Source organism: Stutzerimonas sp. 21-1 (genome assembly GCF_056336065.1).
In genome coordinates this window covers 1,732,683-1,750,704 of record NZ_CM150500.1, presented here as the reverse complement: position 1 = coordinate 1,750,704, position 18,022 = coordinate 1,732,683, and the positions used below count along the sequence as shown (strand labels likewise).

Genomic DNA, 18,022 nt, shown 5'->3' with positions numbered 1-18,022 from the left:
TCGCTGCGCAAGTTTTCCACCCTACGGCTGCCACACCCTGCCCGTAGGGTGGATAACGGCCGCAGGCCTTATCCACCATGATTCCACTCACCCGAGGGCACGACCATGAGCCTGTACTGGGAATGCCTGCGCGGCATCGTGCTGCGCGAGTGGCTGCGTTTCGTCCAGCAGCGTTCGCGTTTCTTCAGCGCGCTGGTGCGGCCACTGCTGTGGCTGGTGGTGTTCGCCGCCGGTTTTCGCGCCGCGCTGGGCATCGCCATCATCGAGCCGTACGACACCTACATCACCTACGAGACCTACATCGTCCCCGGTCTGGCCTGCATGATCCTGCTGTTCAACGGCATGCAGGGCTCGCTGTCGATGGTCTACGACCGCGAGATGGGCAGCATGCGCGTGCTGCTCACCAGCCCGCTGCCACGCGGTTTCCTGCTGGCGAGCAAGCTGCTGGCCACGGCATTGATTTCGCTGCTACAGGTCTACGCCTTTCTCGCCATCGCCTGGGTGTATGGCGTACAGCCGCCGCCGCTCGGGCTGCTGACCGCCCTGCCCGCACTGCTGCTGGTGGCGCTGCTGCTCAGCGCGCTGGGCTTGCTGCTATCCAACGGCATCCGCCAGCTGGAGAACTTCGCCGGCGTGATGAATTTCGTCATCTTCCCGATGTTCTTCCTTTCCTCGGCGCTGTATCCGCTGTGGAAGATGCGCGAGGCCAGCGAGTGGCTGTACTGGGTCTGCGCGTTCAACCCGTTCAGCCATGCGGTGGAGCTGGTGCGCTACGGGCTGTACCAGCGTCTCGAACCGACGGCGCTGGCCGTGTGCGTGGGTCTGACGGTGCTGTTCAGCCTGCTGGCGGTGGCCAGTTTCAATCCGCAGCACGCCGCACTGCGGCGCTCAGCATAAGGCAACCGGTACTTTGGTACTGGTTGGCGCCTCCATCGTAGGATTTCAAAGACACCTCCTTTGCTCTGTAATCGACCCCACCGACGTACGGAGAACAAAGATAAATGCCCAGGTCGTTGCTGCCCCTGCTGTTCGTCGCCCTCACCGGGATTGGCCTGAGTCCGCTCGCCAGCGCGACCGAAGACCCGGCACTGTTCTCCGCCGATGGCTACCGCCAGACGCAATACCGCAGCCCCACGCCGGCGACCGCCGAGGGCGCGCAGACGGTGGACACCGCGACGCTCCAACGCCTGCTGGCCGAGCGCTCCGACATGCTGCTGGTGGATGTCTACCGCCGCCAATGGCTGGCCGGTCAGTTCATCGACAACGAGGCCCACGCCAACCTGCCGGGCAGTGTCTGGCTGGCCAACACCGGCGACGGCTCGCTCACCCCGCTATGGGCGGACTACTTCAGCGAGAACCTGGCGCGCATCACCGAAGGCGACCTGCAACGGCCGCTGGTGTTCTACTGCCGCTCCGACTGCTGGCTGGGCTGGAATGCCACCCGGCGCGCCCGCGCGCTGGGCTACACCGACCTGTACTGGTACCGTGACGGCATTGATGGCTGGGAGCAGGCTGGTCTGCCGCTGCACCCTGCGACCCCTGAGCCCGTGCAGAGCAGCCAGCACGCTGACTAAGCTCACCATAATCAAAACAAAGAGGTGACCGGCCTTGTACAAGATTCTGATTGCCGACGACCATCCGCTGTTTCGCGAGGCCATCCACAACGTCATCCGCGACGGTTTTCCGGACAGCGAAATCCTGGAAACCGCCGACCTCGACAGCGCCCTGGCGCTGACCCTGGAACATGACGACCTCGATCTGGTGCTGCTCGACCTGAACATGCCCGGCATGCATGGGCTGAACGGCCTGATCAACCTGCGCAACGAGGCGCCGACCATCCCGGTGGTGATCGTCTCCGCCGAGCAGGACAAGCAGATCGTGCTGCAGGCCATCACCTATGGCGCGGTCGGCTTCATCACCAAATCCTCGCCGCGCGCGCAGATGACCGAAGCCATCGAGCAGATCCTCAACGGCAACGTCTACCTGCCTTCGGACATCATCCGCAGCCAGAAGGCCACCAGCCGCCATACCCATCACAGCGAACCGTCGATCCCGCCGGAGCTGCTGCAGGCGCTGACGCGCAAGCAACTGCTGGTGCTGGAACGCATGACCAAGGGCGAATCGAACAAGCAGATCGCCTACAACCTCGACATCGCCGAAACCACCGTGAAGGCGCACGTCTCGGCGATCCTGCGCAAGCTCAACGTGCACAACCGCGTGCAGGCGATCCTCTCGGCCGGCGATATCGATTTCACCGCTTATCTGCGGCGCTGAACGGCACCGCATCGCGCGGCGCCAGCCACGAGCCGGCGCGCAACCATGCGGCTTCGCAACTAACGAAGCCTGTATGACGACGCGACGCCAAGCAGTCCTTTCGAAACAGCGCCGGCAGCTCACGCCGGCGTCGTCCGCTTCCGAACCCAAGCCCTCGCACCCTGCGCATCGCCCCGCTCACACCGGCGGTTCGATGCCCAGCAAACGCATGCGGCGATACACCGTCGGCCGTGAAACCCCCAGCTCCCGGGCGACTGCGCTGACGTTCCAGCGCTGGCGCCGCAGCAAGCTGCGCAGATCATCGCCCGCGTCCTGCACCGCGGCCGGCGCGGCGGCGCGCGTCACCGCGTGCGGTAGGCACTCCTCGGGCAGGTCGTGCACGGTGATTTCGTTGCCCTCGCAAGTGGCCAGCGCGCACTGCAGCACGTTGCGCAGCTCGCGAATGTTGCCCGGCCAGGGGTAGGCCAGCAGCGCACTCATGGCATCGCCGCGCAGGTGCGGGGCGTTGCTGCGCCCCTGCGCCAGTTCGGCGTAGACCCGTTCGATCAGATAGCCCTTGTCGGCTCGCTCGCGCAGCGGCGGCAGTTTCAGCAGGGCGCCGTTGAGGCGGTAGAACAGGTCTTCGCGAAATTCGCCGGCCTCGACCATCTGTCGCAGGTCGCGGTGGCTGGCGGCGATCACGCGGATATCCACCTTGACGGGCCGCTCGGCCCCCAGCGGTGTCACCTCGCGCTCGGCCAGAACACGCAGCAGGCGGGTCTGCAGATGCAACGGCATATCGCCGATCTCATCGAGGAACAGCGTGCCGCCGTCGGCCTGCTGGATCAGCCCGCGCATGCCCTTGCTGCGCGCACCGGTGAAGGTGCCCGGCGCGTAGCCGAACAGCTCGCTTTCGATCAGCGACTCGGGCACCGCGCCGCAGTTGATCGCCACGAATGGCGCCTGGCTTCGGCTGCCGCTCTCGTGCAGGGCGCGGGCCAGGCGTTCCTTGCCGGTGCCGGTCTCGCCGTTGAGCAGCACGTTGAGCGGCTCGCTGCACAGCCGGCGGGCGCGGGCAAGCATCTTGCGCATCGCCGGATCGTCGTCGGCCAGAGCATCGAGCGCGCAGCGCGGCGCGCCCTGGGTGCGCTCGGCCGGCAGCGACACGGCACGGCGCGGCTCCATCAGTGCGGCGAAGAACAAGCGGTTGTGCCGCTGGGTGCGGAAGGCGCGCACCTGGTCGTGGCTGGCGTAGGGAATGCTGAGGATGTCCGCCAGCTCGCAATCGAAGAATTCGTCGATGCGCGCCCGCGTCAGGCTGCCGAACGGCCCCGGCGTCATCAGCCCGTGCTCGGCCAGCAGGCCGCGAGCGGCGGTGTTGCCGGCCAGCAGCTCGCCGTCGTCGCCCAAGGCCAGCAGGTAGTGGCGGTTGATCAGCACGAACTCGCGCGAGGCGTCGAAGCAGAGAATCGGCCGGTCGCGGTACAGGCGCAGGAAGTAGGCATCCTCGATCATCCGCGCGTACTGCTTGACCAGTTGCAGGGCAAAGGTCTGCGAGTCCTTGGACGGCGGCGAATACAGCGCCGAGATATCGAGCACCGCCAGCAGCTGGCCCTGCGGGTTGAACATCGGCACCGCGGTGCAGGTGAGGTTGGTGTGCCAGGCGCTGAAATGGTCGTGCTGGTGGCAGGTCAGCGCCTGCTGTTCCTTGATGCAGGTGCCCACCGCGCAGGTACCGGCGTGGTCCTCGCCCCAGTCGGAGCCAAGGTAGAGACCAGTCTTGCGGTGCGCCTTCTCGTCGGCCGGATCGCCGAGAAACTGCACGGCGATGCCACGGCTGTCGGTCAGCAGGATGATGTAGCCGAGTTCCGCGACATGCCGGTAAAGCTGCTCGACGCCGGCGCGGGCGACGTTGATCAGCTCATCGGCGTGGTCCTGGTGTTCGCGCAACACCTGGCGCGGCACGAAGCGCGCCTCGGCCGGGCGCGCCGGGTCCAGTCCGTAGTCATGCACGCAGCGCCGCCAGGAACGGGCGATGATCGGATCGCGATCACCGAGCAGCTGCGATGCGTTGGCCAGCGACAGCACCGCCTCGATATGACTGGCAGGGGTGGCAAGCGGCGTCATGCGTCCTCCTCGTCCCGAGGTGCAGGCGCTCGGGCGGATGATTCTTGTTGTTTTCGTTTCAGTTCTGCGACTGCGCCAAGAATAAATCAAATGTTCCGGCGGGGAAGTTCAACTTTGGAACATGCGCTCCCAATAAATTGCTCGTACGTTGTAAAGCCATTTACAACGACGTTACAGGTGTAAAGCCGAAGAGCTTTACAATCCAACTGACAAGTCATCCCAACTAAAAATTTAGTTCTTTATTTTCAATCTGTTAGAGAACTAAACGCGCAAACAAAGAAGTTGGCACGCCATCTGCTCCTGAAGTATTTGCGGAACAAGCCCCCCGCATAACAAGAGCGCCGCGTGCCTGCACTTTCTTTCAGGCTCCGGCAATAAGTCAGGAGCTGAGCCATGCAAAAACCCAACTGCCATGAAACCGCCATCAGTCGACGGCGCTTTCTTTCCCTCTCCGGTCAGACCGCCCTCGCCTTCAGTCTGGCGCAGCTGATTCCCGTGCGCCTGCTGGCCGACGAAGCGCTGCCGGAACTACCGCCCGGCCTGCTGCGCGTGGGCCGCGACGTGTTCCCGCATGACGCCATCGGCGATGCGCATTACGCCCGCCCGCTGGCCGAACTCGCCAAAGAGCAGCCGAAGCTGGTCGCCGACGGCCTTGCTGACCTGAATCGACGCGCCATCGAGGCCCATGACCGCCCGTTCGAGGCGCTCGACGAAGCGCAGCGCGTCGCCCTGCTGACCGAGGTCGAGCGCTCGCCGTTCTTCAAGGCGGTGCGCAGCAACCTGATGTTCGGCCTGTACGACAACAAGGCGCTGTTCCCGCTGTTCGGCTACGAGGGCTCGTCGTGGGAATACGGCGGCTACGTCAACCGCGGCTTCGACGACCTGAACTGGCTCTGAGCCGGGGCGCTTGAGCGCGCCGACTCCACAACAAGAACAAGACGAGGAATACCCCATGGCAACTTTTGCCCAGGACGACGATGGCGTCGTGGTGATCATCGGCTCCGGCGCTGGCGGCGGCACGCTCGCCAACGCGCTGGCCAAACAGAAGATTCGCAGCGTGGTGCTCGAAGCTGGCAAGCGCTTCAGCCTCGACGACATCGAAAACGACGAATGGGCGATGTTCAAGAAGATCTCCTGGCTCGACAAACGCCAGGCCACCGGTGGCTGGCACCTGGCCGAGAACAACCCGACGCTGCCCGCGTGGATCGTCAAGGCGGTCGGCGGCAGCACGGTGCACTGGGCCGGCATTGCGCTGCGCTTCCGCGACTTCGAATTCAAGATGCAGAGCATCAACGGCGACATCGCCGGCGCCAATCTGCTCGACTGGCCGGTGACGCTGGAAGAGATGGCGCCCTGGTACGAAAAGGCCGAGAAGCACATGGGCGTGACCGGGCCGAGCACCGGCATGGCCTATCACCCGTGGCACAACTCCTTCAAGGTGCTGGCCACCGGTGCAAAGCGGGTCGGCTACAAGGAGATCCTCTCCGGGCCGATGGCGATCAACACCGAGCCCTACGACGACCGCGCCGCCTGCCAGCAGATCGGCTTCTGCATGCAGGGCTGCAAGATGGGCGCGAAGTGGTCGACGCTCTATACCGACATCCCGCGCGCCGAAGCCAGTGGCTATTGCGAAGTGCGCCCGCAATCGATGGTGCTGCGCATCGAGCACGACGCCAAGGGCCGCGCCAGTGGCGTGGTCTACGCCGATGCCCAGGGCAACATCCAACGGCAGAAGGCCCGCGTGGTGTGCGTAGCGGGCAACTCCATCGAGTCGCCGCGCCTGTTGCTCAACTCCGCCTCCTCCATGTTCCCCGACGGGCTGGCCAACTCCTCCGGCCAGGTCGGGCGCAACTACATGACGCATACCACCGCCGGCATCTTCGCAGTGATGCCCAAGCCGGTGCACATGTACCGCGGCACGACCTGCGCCGGAGTCATCTCCGACGAATCCTACAACGACCCATCGCGCGGCTTCGTCGGCGGTTACCGGCTGGAAATCCTCGCCCTCGGCCTGCCCTTCCTCTCCGCCTTCCTCGACCCGACGCCACAAGGCTGGGGCCGCCAGTTCACCTCGCGGATGGAGAAGTACGACCACATGTCCGGCGTCTGGCTGTGTGGCGAAGACCTGCCACTGGAAAGCAACCGCATCACCCTGCACGCCAGCGAAAAGGACCAGTACGGCCTGCCGATCCCGGTAGTGACCAAGAGCGACCACCCGATGGATGCCGCCATGCGCAAGCACGGCGTCACCGCCACCGCCAAGTGCTACGAGGCCGCCGGCGCCACCGACATCATCGAGCTGCCGCCCTACCCGGCCAGCCACAACATGGGCACCAACCGCATGAGCGCCAAGGCGCGTGACGGCGTGGTGAACAAGTGGGGCCAGAGCCATGACATCGCCAACCTGTTCGTCTCCGATGGCAGCCAGTTCACCACCAGCGGCGGCCAGAACCCCACCCTCACCATCGTCGCGCTGGCCCTGCGCCAGGCCGAGCAGATCGGCCGCCTGCTCAACGAACGCGCGATCTGACCCGCCACTTCAAGGGAGTCCACCCATGACCCAGCCAACCCAATCACAGCGCCTGTGGATGTACGAGCGGATGCTGACCAGCCGCTACATGGAGGAATCCATCGAGCGCATCTACATGGAAGGCAAGACGCCGGTATTCAACATGGCCAAGGGGCCGATCCCCGGCGAGATGCACCTTTCCAACGGCCAGGAGCCCTGCGCCGTGGGCGTCTGCGCCCACCTGAACGCCGAGGACATCGTCACCGCCACCCACCGCCCGCACCACATCGCCGTAGCCAAGGGCGTGGACCTCAACGAGATGATGGCCGAGATCTTCGGCAAGGCCACCGGCCTCTCCGGTGGGCGCGGCGGGCACATGCACCTGTTCGACGGCCGGGTGAATTTCTCCTGCTCGGGGATCATCGCCGAGGGCATGGGCCCGGCTGTCGGCGCGGCGCTGTCGCGACAGCTGCAGGGCAAGCCCGGTGTGGCGGTCGCCTTCATCGGCGAGGGTGCAGCCAACCAGGGCGCCTTCCACGAAACGCTGAACCTCGCGGCGCTGTGGAAGCTGCCGGTGGTGTTCGTCATCGAGGACAACGCCTGGGGCATCTCGGTGGCCAAGGCCAGCGCCACCTGCATCAAGCAACACCACGTGCGCGCGGCGGCCTACGGCATGCCCGGTGTGTTCGTCGAGAACAACGACCCGGACGGCGTGTTCCGCGCCGCCGGCGAAGCCATCGAGCGCGCCCGTGCCGGTGGTGGCCCGACCCTCATCGAGATCGAAACCTACCGCCTGGCCGGCCACTTCATGGGCGACGGCGAAACCTACCGCCCCGAAGGCGAGAAGGACGGCCTGATGAAAAAGGACCCGATCCCCGGCTACCGCCAGCGCCTGATCGACGAAGGCGTGCTGAGCGAAGCGCAGGCCGAAGACATCGCGGCGCGCGCCCGCGGCCGCATCGATGAAGCCGTGCAGTTCGCCCGCGAAAGCCCCTACCCGCGCCCGGAAGAGGCGCTGGAGAAGGTGTTCGTCTGAGCCCATCCGAGAACAACAAGAGGAACACTCATGAACAGCCAAGCCACCATGACCGCCGCCGTCTGGCACGGTCGCAAGGACATTCGCCTGGAACAGGTGCCGCTGCCCGGCGCGCCGCAATCGGGCTGGGTGCAGATCCGCGTACACTGGTGCGGCATCTGCGGTTCCGACCTGCACGAATACCTCGCCGGCCCGGTGTTCATTCCGGTGGATGCACCGCACCCGCTCACCGGCATCAAGGGCCAGTGCATCCTCGGCCACGAGTTCTGCGGCGAGATCGTCGCCATCGGTGACGGCGTCGAGGGTTACGCGCCGGGCGACAAGGTCGCCGCCGATGCCTGCCAGCACTGCGGGCAGTGCCGTTTCTGCAAGACCGGCCAGTACAACCTCTGCGAACAGCTGGCCTTCACCGGGCTGATGAACAACGGCGCCTTTGCCGAATTCGTCAACGTGCCGGCCGAACTGCTCTACCGCCTGCCGGAAGGCTTTCCGCTGGAGGCCGGCGCGCTGATCGAGCCGCTGGCCGTCGGCATGCACGCAGTGAAAAAGGCCGGCAGCCTGCTCGGCGAAACCGTGGTGGTGGTCGGCGCCGGCACCATCGGCCTGTGCACCATCATGTGCGCCAAGGCCGCCGGTGCCGGCCAGGTGATCGCGCTGGAGATGTCCGCCGCACGCAAGGCCAAGGCGCTGGAAGTCGGTGCCAACCGGGTCATCGACCCCAGCGAGTGCGACGCCATCGCCGAAATCAAGGCGCTCACCGGCGGCTACGGTGCCGGCATCTCCTTCGAGTGCATCGGCCACAAGGCCACCGCCAAGCTCGCCATCGACGTGATCCGCAAGGCCGGTCGCTGCGTGATGGTCGGCATCTTCGAGGAACCCTCGGAATTCAACTTCTTCGAGATCGTCGCCACTGAAAAACAGGTGATCGGCTCGCTCGCCTACGCCGGTGAATTCGCCGACGTCATCGCCCTGATCACTGACGGCCGCATGGACGTCACCCCGCTGATCACCGGGCGCATCGGGCTGGACAGCATCCTCGAGCAGGGCTTCGAGGAGCTGGCCAACCACAAGGACCGCAACGTCAAGATCATCGTCAGCCCCAGCGCGCTGGCCGGCTGAGCAGGAGACCACCATGACCACAGCAGTAAAAGAGAGAAAGCTCACCGTCGCCCGCGCCATGGCCGAAGCCGTGGCCCAGGAGATGCGCCTGGACCCGAAGGTGTTCGTGATGGGCGAGGACATCGGCCAGCTCGGCGGCGTATTCGGCAACACCCGCGGGCTGTATGACGAGTTCGGCAAGACGCGCATCCGCGACACGCCGATCTCCGAAACCGCCTTTATCGGCGCCGCCGTGGGCGCCGCCTCGGACGGCATGCGGCCGATCGTCGAGCTGATGTTCGTCGACTTCTTTGGCGTCTGCATGGATGCCATCTACAACCTGATGGCGAAGAACACCTACTTCTCCGGCGGCAAGGTGCCGGTGCCCATGGTGCTGATGGCCTCGACCGGCGCCGGCTACTCGGACGCCGCCCAGCATTCGCAGTGCCTGTACGGCACCTTCGCCCACCTGCCGGGCATGAAGGTGGTGGTGCCGAGCAACGCCTATGACGCCAAGGGCCTGATGACCGCGGCGATCCGCGATGACAACCCGGTGGTCTACCTCTTCCACAAGGCGCTGCAGGGCATGGGCTGGCTGGGCACCGAGAAAGGCGCCACGGTGCCGGTGCCGGAAGAGCCCTACATCGTCGAGATCGGCAAGGCCAAAACCGTGCGCGAAGGCCGCGACGTCAGCCTGGTCAGCCTCGGCGCCGGCGTGCACCACGCCTTGCGCGCCGCCGCGCAGCTGGAGAAGGACGGCGTCAGCGCCGAGGTCATCGACCTGCGCAGCCTGGTGCCACTGGACCGCGAGCACGTCATCGCCTCGGTGAAGAAAACCGGCCGGCTGATCGTGATCGACGAGGACTACCACAGCTTCGGCGTCAGCGGCGAAATCATCGCCAGCGTGGTCGAGCACGACATCGGCATGCTCAAGGCCCGCCCGCAGCGGGTGGCCTTCCCCGACATCCCCATCCCCTTCACCCCGGTCATGGAGCAATGGGCCCTGCCCAACGCCGACAAGATCGTGGCCGCCTACCACGCCATGCATAAGGAATGATGTTTATGAGTACCCCCATCGTGATTGCAGACGACCTCTGGGAAGGCGACGCCGAAGCGGTGATCACCTCCTGGCTGGTCAGCGACGGCGCCGAAGTGGCGGCCGGTGACCTGGTTGCCGAGGTCATGTCGGAAAAGGCCCAGTTCGAGATCGAGGCGCCGGCTGCCGGCGTGCTGAAGATCATCGAGGAAGAAGACGCGGTGATCGCCAAGGGTGCGGTCATCGGCCAGGTGGAATAGCCATGACTCGACTGGAAATCCTGCCCGAGCGCGCGCCCGAACGGGTGCCCGAACGGGTACCGCTCAAAGGCATGCGCAAGATGATCGCGGCGAAGATGCACGAAAGCCTGCAGACCACCGCGCAGCTGACCCACCACAGCGAATGCCGGCTGGATGCGCTGAAAACCCGGCGCGCCGAACTGAAGGCTGCGGGCAGCGCGGTGTCCGTGCAGGACCTGTTGCTGCTCAAGGTGATCGAAACGCTCAAGGCCCATCCCGGCCTCAACGCGACGCTGGAAGATGAGGTGATTCACCAGCACGCGGCGGTGCATCTGGGCCTTGCCATCCCGCTGGCGGGCGATCTGCTGGTTGCCCCGGCGCTGTTCAATGCCGAACAGCTGGACGGCGAAGGCCTGTGCCTGGCGCGCAAGGCGCTGGTGGACAAGGCCCAGGCCGGCAAGCTGTCGGTCAAGGAGCTGACCGGCGCCACCTTTACCGTCTCCAACCTGGGGCTGTCGCGGGTGCACCACTTCACGCCGATCCTCAATCCGCCGCAGGTGGCGATCCTGGGTGTCGGCGGCATTCAGCGGCGGCTGGAACTCGGACCAAGCGGCGAGCTGGTGGAAGTCGAGTGGATGGGCCTGTCGCTGACCTTCGATCACCGCGCCGTCAACGGCTCCCCGGCGGCGGAGTTTCTCGACGAGCTGTGCCGACGCATCGAGGAGTACGCGGCATGAACGGCATCGCCCGGTTCAGCGTGGCAGCCGGCCTGAATGCCGAGCGGGCCTTGCTGCAGCGCGTCTGTGACGGGTTGTTCGACTGCCAGCTGCTGCTCTGGCGGCCGACCAATCAGGCACTGGTGATGCCCGGCAGCTTCGCACGCCGGCCCGGTTTCGCCCTGGCCAGCCAACGCTGCGCGGCGCAGGGCTGGCCGATCCTGCTGCGCGACACCGGCGGTGAGCCGGTGCCGCAATCGCCGGCCGTGCTCAATATCGCCCTGGCTTGCGCCCTGCCGGCCAGCGACGAGATCGACAAGCGCATCGTCGTTGCCTACGAGCGACTACTCGATCCCCTGGCGCTATGGCTTGCCGAACATGGTCTGCGGGCCGGAGTCGGCGCGGTTTCGGGGGCTTTCTGCGACGGTCGCTACAACCTCACGCTGGAGGGTCGCAAGCTGGCCGGCACCGCACAACGCTGGCGGCGCAGCCACGACGGTCGCCCGGCGGTGCTCGCGCATGCGGCTCTGCTAATGGACGACTGGCGCGAACCGATGGCCGAAGTCGTCAACCGCTTCTATCACGCCTGCGCCAACGACCTGCGCTGCCGGGCCGACAGCCATCTGGCCCTTGGCGAGCGGCTGCCGGGCGCCTGGAGCGAGGCCGAGTCATTGTCCGACCGTTATCAGCGCGTTCTGGCCTGGCAAGGCCTGGAACTCGGTGCCCGTCCATTGCCCTGTCCGGCCGCAAGCGCGGTCGCCGCTCCGCCCTCCCCTTTGCTTTGAACAACAACATGGCCAGCCAACCAGCCCGGCCACGCATCGGAGGAAACACCATGAGCCACCTCACGCCCGACCCGCCCAACGGCAGCCTGCCCGGCCAGCGCGGCATACAGCAGTTCCTTTGTAGAGCTTCGCCGCAGCGGGGCGTAACGCCACTAACGCTGGCAACAGAAGCGCAACCAGGCCGGACAATGCAGTTGTAGAAGTTTAAATAACGGCACTGAAAAACAGTTATGTACACGTATGTCGTTGCTCGCTATTGCAGCGCGCAACGCTGGGCGTTTTTTTACAAAAATAAATATCAGAAGAGCCTTAGCAATGGGCGCCCGCTTAAGGCATGCCTGAAGTGAGAAACAACCCTAAACAAGGAAATAATAAAAATGAAATTCAAACAGTCGAACCTAAGGGTACAGGTAATCATGGCGGTCTCGCTTCTTGCGATTACGCCACTGCACGCATCAGACAGAGTCATTACTGACAAGGAACTGTCTGATGAATCAAACACCACTGATTGGCTGGCTTACGGGCGAACACACTCCGAACAGCGATTCAGCCCTCTCAAAGACATCAACGTAGAAAACGTCAGCCAGCTCAAGCCTGAATGGTACGCGCCGCTGCCGGACCGCTCAGATATGGTCGGCACGCCCTTGGTGGTCGATGGCGTCATGTATTACGTTGGTGAAATGAATAGAACCCGTGCATTCGACGCTCGCACAGGCAAGATGCTTTGGGAATATGACCCAAAAGTTTCCAAAGAAATACTCGATAACAACATGAAGAAAGTCTTCTGGAAGCATAGCCGGGGCCTTTCGACCTATGGTGACAAGTTATTCATTGCCACTTGGGATGGTCGCCTGATTGCAATCAACAGAAAGGACGGCAAGGAAGTCTGGCAGACCCGAACATTCGATCACGACCAGCCATTGAATATTACCGGCCACCCGAAGGCCTTCGATGGCAAGGTATTTATCGGTAATGGCGGAACGGAGCTCGGCCCGATGCGCGGTTATGTGACCGCTTACGATACTGAAACGGGCAAGCAGATCTGGCGTTTCTATATCGTCCCCGGTAATCCTGCCAATGGATTCGAGGATAAAGCCCAAGAGATGGCCGCCAAAACATGGACTGGCCGGTGGTGGGAAAACGGCGGTGGCGGCAATGCCTGGCATGGCTGGACTTACGACGAGAAATACAACCAGCTCATCTTTGGTACAGGTAACGGCGGGCCATGGAATATCAAAGTGCGTAGCCCGGAGGGCGGCGATAACTTGTTCCTGTGTTCTGTCGTGGCTGTAGATGCGGATACAGGCGAATACAAATGGCACGTGCAAACTGCACCAGGCGACACCTGGGACTACAACTCCAACATGGACATCGTGTTGGCCGATCTGAAAATCGATGGCAAAGATGTTGATGCCGTACTGCATGCGCCAAAAAACGGCTTCTTCTATACGATTGACCGCTCGAACGGCAAGGTACTGTCCGCCGAGAAATTCACAGACGCCAACTGGTCAACCAAGTATGACCTGAAAGAACAGCGCCACATCGTTGCTGAAGATGCCAGGTATCCCGATGGCGAGAAGAATATCTATCCCTCGGCATTCGGCGCTCACTCATGGCATGCGATGTCTTATAACCCCGAGTTGAATCTTGCCTTTATCCCCACCAATCACTTAGGCAACACCTTCAAGGACAACGGCAAGGACACCAAGCCTGGCCACAAGATGGCGAGCCATAAACTTTATCTGGGACTGACCGGTTGGGAATTGACCAAAGACCCGCATGAATCCCGCGGCTCCCTACAGGCCTGGGACCCGGTCCAGAACAAGCGGGTGTGGCAAGTGAACCAGAAGAGCCCGTGGGGTGGCGGAACCTTGACCACGGCCGGCAACCTGGTTTTCCAGGGCCAGCCTGACGGCATGTTCAAGGCTTACGATGCCCGCACCGGTGACGAACTTTGGTCTTATGACGTAGGCCTCGGTATCTCTGCGCCACCGATTACTTACAAGCTGGATGGCAAGCAGATGGTTTCCCTGCTGGTCGGTCCTGGTGGTGCATTGGCCTCTAACTTCGGCGGTTCCGGTGAACTGGGCTTTGAAAGCCATGGCTGGAAATATGGTGCGCATGAGCGCCGCATCATGACGTTCTCGCTGGACGGAAAGGCGGTTATTCCCAAACAGCCGGCACCGCAGCTTGCCAAGCCAGTTATCGATGCGAAGTTTGAGATCGATGCCAAGAAAGCAGAGGCCGGCGCGGGTGTTTTTGCGGAAAACCTCTGCGTTGGTTGTCATGGCGCCGGAGCTGTTGCGGGTATGAAAGCACCCGACCTGCGGGAGTCGCCGATATTGCTCAAAGGCAATGAAAAGGCCTTTGAGAGTGTCGTTCGCGGTGGCGCGCTACTTGCCAACGGGATGCCTAAATTCCCGGATTTGACAGACGCAGAGCTTGAAAGCATTCGCCATTTCGTTCGCAGGCAAGCGCACGATGGAGTGAAGTCTGGCGGCGGACATTAGGCCAGCAATTCAAACGCCAACTGAACAAACCGGTAACGCCAACTAGCAATGTAGTCAGGCGTTACCAATGGGCAGAAGTGCACGCGAATATCGTTCATTACATAGGCCTTGCAACTAACGATATTCGCTGCACGCCGCACCGTTACATCCCAAAGGATCAAAACAATGACAACCAGCCTGCGCTTCGGCAGCGGCCTTCTCGCCGCCTGCCTGTTCACTGCTGCCCACGCGGCGGACTACTCACCCGACCAGTTCCTGCTCGGCGACTGGAACGGCAGCCGCACCCGCCTGCATGAGGCCGGCGTCGATCTGCAGATCACCTACGTCAACGAGCTGGCCTGGAACACCCAGGGCGGCGATGACCACACCGGCACCTACTCCGATCAGTTGATGTTTGATGCCGCGCTGGATCTGGAGAAATTACTGGGCTGGTCCGGCGCCGGTTTCCGCTTCACGGTGGTCAACCGCAACGGCGAGAACCTCAACGCCGAGGCGGACCTCGACGTGCTGCTGCAACCGCAGGAAATTTATGGCTACGGCAGCACCACACGGCTGGTGCAGTTCTATTACCAGCAGGCGCTGCTGGATGACCGCCTGCTGCTCAAGCTCGGTCGTCTGCCCATGAGCGGCGAGGTCTTCCCGTTCGCCTGCCCGTTTCAGAACCTCGGCTTCTGCGGCACGGTGCCCGGCTACATCACGCCCAACTGGCACACCTGGCCGATCAGCCAGTGGGGCGCCACCGCGCGTTATCAGTTGAACGAAGAATGGTCGATGCAGACCGCGCTTTATCAGGTCAATCCGCGTTTCACCGAGCGCGGGCAGGGCCTGAACGTCGGCAGCCCGTCGGGCACCACGGGCTACCACGCGGTCGCCGAACTGGGTTGGACGCCGACCTTCGCCGGCCAGCCCGGCGCCTATCGGCTGGGCCTGTGGCGCAATACCGGCGACTTCGAGGACGTCTACCGTGACGCTGCCGGGCGTCCGATGGCGCTTTCCGGCGCGCCGGCCGCCGAGCATGACCAGGCCAGCGGCGGCTATCTGATGGCCGAGCAGCAGCTCTGGCAGAGCACCGCGGTGGCGGCCAGGCGCTTCAAGCTGTTCGCCCACTTCATCCAGTCCGACCCGGACGTGACCTACATCGAGCGCATCTGGCAGGTCGGCGGCATCCTCTCCGCCCCTTTCGCCGGCCGCCCCGACGACGAAGTCGGCCTGGCCCTCGCACGGCTGGAAGTGAACGACGATTCGCGCCGCCGGCTGCGCGAACAAGGCGAGCCGGTACCGGACAGGGAATATCCGGCCGAACTCTACTACCGCATCGCGGTGACCCCGGCGGTTTCGCTGAGTCCGAACATCCAGTACTTCCACCAGCCCGGCGGCTACACGGATGAGCGGGACAGCGTCGTATTCGGCTTGAAGACCGTCATCAGCTTCTGAGCTGCTGCACTGAAGGGCGCCCTTTGCGAAGCACCCGTCGTGCGCCAATTGGCGAGTTGAGACTAGGCTTGCTGGTCTGACTCGCCTGCATCGAACCGGTGCCACGTTTGCCCGCCCCTTCGTTCTTGCCCTCGCCGGCAGCGCAGCCTGGTTGCGCTGCCGGCGAGCCCGGAAGGCGAAAGACGGCGGCGCCAAGGAGAACTTCGTGAACCCTCCCAGTGTTTCGCAAAAGCGCGCCGCCTTTCGCGCGCTGCATCAGTCCGGTTGTTTCGTGCTGCCTAATCCGTGGGATGCCGGCAGCGCCAGCGTGCTGGCCGGGCTCGGCTTCAAGGCGCTAGCCACGACCAGTTCGGGCTACGCCTGGTCGTGCGCCCGTGCGGATGGCCAGCTACCCCGCGACGCGGTGCTGGCGCACCTGCGCTGCATGGCCCAGGCCACCCACCTTCCGCTGAACGCCGATTTCGAGAGTGGCTTTGCCGACACGCCCGAAGGCGTCGCTGAAAACGTGCGTTTGGCGATCGAGACCGGCGTGGCCGGCCTGTCCATCGAAGATTCGACCGGCGATGCGCAGGCACCGCTGCGCGGCATTTCCGAGGCGGTCGAGCGCATCGCGGCCGCGCGCGCGGCGATCGACACGCACGGCGGCGATACCGTGCTGATCGGCCGTGCGGAAACCTTCTTCGTCGGTCGTGCCGATCTCGACGACGCCATTTCGCGCCTGCAGGCCTATGCCGCTGCCGGCGCTGACTGCCTCTACGCACCGGGTATCCGCACACGTGAGCAGATCGCCGCCGTCGTCGCCGCGGTCGCGCCGAAGCCGGTCAACGTGCTGATCGGCTGGGACAGCGAGCTGACCGTGCAGGACCTCGCCGACCTCGGCGTCCGACGCATCAGTGTCGGTGGCGCCCTGGCGCGGGCGGCATGGGGCGGTTTTCTGCGCGCCGCACGCGCCCTCGCCGAGCACGGCCGCTTCGACGGCTTTGCCGACGCCGCCTCCGGTGCGGAACTCGACGCGCTGTTCGGCAAGCCGGACCGGCCGTGAAACGCCAGATAGCGGGGATTTGCCGCTTGGTGAAGGGAACCCTGTGCCACCGCGTGCCTCTACTGCTCGAACGCTTGCAAGGCGAAACGAATGAACAACCCTGACCGTCCGGTGGTAGTGATCTGCGGTGCCAGCGCCGGTGTCGGGCGCGCCACGGCCCATGTTTTCGCCGCTGCCGGCTACGCCATCGGCCTGGTCGCACGCAGCGACGAGGGTCTGGCGCTGACGCTGGAAGAGTTGCAGCCCTATGAGGTCGCGACGCTGGCGATCAGTGCGGACGTGGCCGATGCGCAACAGCTGAACAGCGCTGCGCGTCGATTCGAGGCCGAACTCGGTCCGGTCGACGTCTGGATCAACGCGGCGATGGTGACGGTATTCGCGCCGGTCGACCAATTGCTGCCGGAAGAGATACGGCGAGTCACCGAAGTGACCTACCTGGGCACCGTGCACGGCACGCTGGCGGCGCTCGAGCTGATGCGTCCGCGCAACCGCGGGCTGATCATCCAGGTCGGTTCGGCGCTGGCCTATCGCGCCATTCCACTGCAATCGGCCTATTGCGGCGCCAAGTTCGCGGTGCGTGGTTTTACCGACTCGCTGAGGTGCGAGCTCATCCATCACGCCAGCAAGATCAGGCTGTGCATGGTTCAGCTGCCGGCGATGAACACGCCCCAGTTCGACTGGGCGCGCAACAAGCTCGGCAAGCGCGTTCAACCGGTCCCGCCGATCCACGATCCTTACGTCGCGGCGCGAGCCATCTTCAATGTGGTGAACGCGCCGCCGCGCGAGTTGTGGCTCGGGGCGCCGACCATCAAGGCGATCATCGGCACGCTGTTTTTTCCGGGGCTGCTCGATCGGCTCCTGGCGCGCAGCGCCTGGTCCGGCCAGATGAGCGGCGACACGGAGCTGGCACCGCAGGCGGGCAACCTGTTCGAGCCGGTCAACGGCCTGCACGACGCGCGCGGCCGGTTCGATCGCAATTCGCGCCAGCGCGCGTGGGGCCTGAGTTCGAGCCATGTCATCGCCGTGCTGATCATCGCCACCGCCCTGGTGGCCTTGTTGATTCCGTAGCACGCACGGCCCGGTCCTTCTTCATTGAAAACCGGGGTCGCAGGTCAGCTCATCCATGACCTTCACCCCGCACCTTTCGATGCGTTGCGCCTTGCGGCCGAGCAGCGCGTCACCGTGCCCGCCAGTTTTGCTTAGTCTGCCGCTGACGGCGGATCTCCCTGATTTGAAA

General features: G+C 64.1%; 16 protein-coding genes. 15 read left to right on the top strand and 1 reads right to left on the bottom strand.

From position 1 onward, the window contains the following. The first annotated feature begins 105 nt into the window (after nucleotides 1–105). The 3 genes from AC0ZJQ_RS08620 (at nucleotide 106) to AC0ZJQ_RS08610 (ending at nucleotide 2,274) form a co-directional block, all read left to right on the top strand. Nucleotides 106–897, top strand: coding sequence for an ABC transporter permease (locus AC0ZJQ_RS08620; protein WP_213663457.1), 792 nt, complete (start codon nucleotides 106–108; stop codon nucleotides 895–897). A 104-nt stretch (nucleotides 898–1,001) separates the two neighbouring features. After that, a complete protein-coding gene (locus AC0ZJQ_RS08615) occupies nucleotides 1,002–1,574 on the top strand; it encodes a PQQ-dependent catabolism-associated CXXCW motif protein (protein WP_301618002.1) in 573 nt (190 codons plus the stop codon). Between the two features lie 34 nt (nucleotides 1,575–1,608). After that, on the top strand, nucleotides 1,609–2,274 hold the full coding sequence (locus AC0ZJQ_RS08610) for a response regulator transcription factor (RefSeq protein ID WP_003290299.1): 666 nt from the start codon (nucleotides 1,609–1,611) through the stop codon (nucleotides 2,272–2,274). A gap of 177 nt (nucleotides 2,275–2,451) precedes the next feature. On the opposite strand, the gene AC0ZJQ_RS08605 is transcribed toward AC0ZJQ_RS08610, so the two are convergent. Continuing rightward, nucleotides 2,452–4,380, bottom strand: coding sequence for a sigma-54-dependent Fis family transcriptional regulator (locus AC0ZJQ_RS08605; RefSeq protein ID WP_155552587.1), 1,929 nt, complete (start codon nucleotides 4,378–4,380; stop codon nucleotides 2,452–2,454). A gap of 393 nt (nucleotides 4,381–4,773) precedes the next feature. On the opposite strand from AC0ZJQ_RS08605, the gene AC0ZJQ_RS08600 reads away from it, so the two are divergent. From AC0ZJQ_RS08600 to AC0ZJQ_RS08545, 12 genes are all read left to right on the top strand, one after another. Then, nucleotides 4,774–5,277, top strand: a complete 504-nt coding sequence (locus tag AC0ZJQ_RS08600; protein ID WP_476477677.1) for a gluconate 2-dehydrogenase subunit 3 family protein — start codon at nucleotides 4,774–4,776, stop codon at nucleotides 5,275–5,277. A 55-nt stretch (nucleotides 5,278–5,332) separates the two neighbouring features. Next, complete coding sequence (locus AC0ZJQ_RS08595; protein WP_476477676.1) at nucleotides 5,333–6,910, top strand: GMC family oxidoreductase; 1,578 nt, start codon at nucleotides 5,333–5,335, stop codon at nucleotides 6,908–6,910. 25 nt (nucleotides 6,911–6,935) lie between these two features. Further along, nucleotides 6,936–7,925 (top strand): thiamine pyrophosphate-dependent dehydrogenase E1 component subunit alpha, encoded by a 990-nt coding sequence (locus AC0ZJQ_RS08590; RefSeq protein WP_165595410.1) that lies wholly within the window; start codon nucleotides 6,936–6,938, stop codon nucleotides 7,923–7,925. Between the two features lie 48 nt (nucleotides 7,926–7,973). Beyond that, complete coding sequence (locus AC0ZJQ_RS08585) at nucleotides 7,974–9,044, top strand: 2,3-butanediol dehydrogenase (protein ID WP_476477764.1); 1,071 nt, start codon at nucleotides 7,974–7,976, stop codon at nucleotides 9,042–9,044. Between the two features lie 13 nt (nucleotides 9,045–9,057). Next, entirely contained in the window at nucleotides 9,058–10,080 is a 1,023-nt protein-coding gene (locus tag AC0ZJQ_RS08580) for an alpha-ketoacid dehydrogenase subunit beta (protein WP_083862484.1), read from the top strand. A 5-nt stretch (nucleotides 10,081–10,085) separates the two neighbouring features. Further along, the gene (locus AC0ZJQ_RS08575) at nucleotides 10,086–10,319 is read left to right on the top strand and encodes a lipoyl domain-containing protein (protein ID WP_023444395.1); all 234 of its coding nucleotides are present in this window, start codon (nucleotides 10,086–10,088) and stop codon (nucleotides 10,317–10,319) included. A 2-nt stretch (nucleotides 10,320–10,321) separates the two neighbouring features. Then, nucleotides 10,322–11,035 carry a 2-oxo acid dehydrogenase subunit E2 gene (locus AC0ZJQ_RS08570; RefSeq protein WP_008567946.1) on the top strand — a complete coding sequence of 238 codons (714 nt, stop codon included), beginning with the start codon at nucleotides 10,322–10,324 and terminating at the stop codon, nucleotides 11,033–11,035. Continuing rightward, nucleotides 11,032–11,799, top strand: a complete 768-nt coding sequence (locus tag AC0ZJQ_RS08565) for a lipoate--protein ligase family protein (RefSeq protein WP_008567948.1) — start codon at nucleotides 11,032–11,034, stop codon at nucleotides 11,797–11,799. Before AC0ZJQ_RS08570 ends, AC0ZJQ_RS08565 begins: the two co-directional genes overlap by 4 nt. A gap of 377 nt (nucleotides 11,800–12,176) precedes the next feature. Continuing rightward, nucleotides 12,177–14,309 (top strand): PQQ-dependent dehydrogenase, methanol/ethanol family, encoded by a 2,133-nt coding sequence (locus AC0ZJQ_RS08560; protein ID WP_008567949.1) that lies wholly within the window; start codon nucleotides 12,177–12,179, stop codon nucleotides 14,307–14,309. A 165-nt stretch (nucleotides 14,310–14,474) separates the two neighbouring features. Then, complete coding sequence (locus AC0ZJQ_RS08555; protein WP_476477675.1) at nucleotides 14,475–15,743, top strand: carbohydrate porin; 1,269 nt, start codon at nucleotides 14,475–14,477, stop codon at nucleotides 15,741–15,743. Between the two features lie 205 nt (nucleotides 15,744–15,948). Beyond that, entirely contained in the window at nucleotides 15,949–16,785 is an 837-nt protein-coding gene (locus AC0ZJQ_RS08550) for an isocitrate lyase/PEP mutase family protein (protein WP_476477674.1), read from the top strand. A 90-nt stretch (nucleotides 16,786–16,875) separates the two neighbouring features. Further along, nucleotides 16,876–17,853 (top strand): SDR family oxidoreductase, encoded by a 978-nt coding sequence (locus AC0ZJQ_RS08545; protein ID WP_476477673.1) that lies wholly within the window; start codon nucleotides 16,876–16,878, stop codon nucleotides 17,851–17,853. The last annotated feature ends 169 nt before the right edge of the window (nucleotides 17,854–18,022 follow it).

Coding starts and splice junctions, on each gene's coding strand:
- AC0ZJQ_RS08595 (WP_476477676.1), top strand. CDS start 5,333: ATGGCAACTTTTGCCCAGGACGACGATGGCGTCGTGGTGATCATCGGC.
- AC0ZJQ_RS08575 (WP_023444395.1), top strand. CDS start 10,086: ATGAGTACCCCCATCGTGATTGCAGACGACCTCTGGGAAGGCGACGCC.
- AC0ZJQ_RS08565 (WP_008567948.1), top strand. CDS start 11,032: ATGAACGGCATCGCCCGGTTCAGCGTGGCAGCCGGCCTGAATGCCGAG.
- AC0ZJQ_RS08600 (WP_476477677.1), top strand. CDS start 4,774: ATGCAAAAACCCAACTGCCATGAAACCGCCATCAGTCGACGGCGCTTT.
- AC0ZJQ_RS08560 (WP_008567949.1), top strand. CDS start 12,177: ATGAAATTCAAACAGTCGAACCTAAGGGTACAGGTAATCATGGCGGTC.
- AC0ZJQ_RS08615 (WP_301618002.1), top strand. CDS start 1,002: ATGCCCAGGTCGTTGCTGCCCCTGCTGTTCGTCGCCCTCACCGGGATT.
- AC0ZJQ_RS08585 (WP_476477764.1), top strand. CDS start 7,974: ATGACCGCCGCCGTCTGGCACGGTCGCAAGGACATTCGCCTGGAACAG.
- AC0ZJQ_RS08620 (WP_213663457.1), top strand. CDS start 106: ATGAGCCTGTACTGGGAATGCCTGCGCGGCATCGTGCTGCGCGAGTGG.
- AC0ZJQ_RS08580 (WP_083862484.1), top strand. CDS start 9,058: ATGACCACAGCAGTAAAAGAGAGAAAGCTCACCGTCGCCCGCGCCATG.
- AC0ZJQ_RS08605 (WP_155552587.1), bottom strand. CDS start 4,380: ATGACGCCGCTTGCCACCCCTGCCAGTCATATCGAGGCGGTGCTGTCG.
- AC0ZJQ_RS08545 (WP_476477673.1), top strand. CDS start 16,876: ATGAACAACCCTGACCGTCCGGTGGTAGTGATCTGCGGTGCCAGCGCC.
- AC0ZJQ_RS08590 (WP_165595410.1), top strand. CDS start 6,936: ATGACCCAGCCAACCCAATCACAGCGCCTGTGGATGTACGAGCGGATG.
- AC0ZJQ_RS08570 (WP_008567946.1), top strand. CDS start 10,322: ATGACTCGACTGGAAATCCTGCCCGAGCGCGCGCCCGAACGGGTGCCC.
- AC0ZJQ_RS08555 (WP_476477675.1), top strand. CDS start 14,475: ATGACAACCAGCCTGCGCTTCGGCAGCGGCCTTCTCGCCGCCTGCCTG.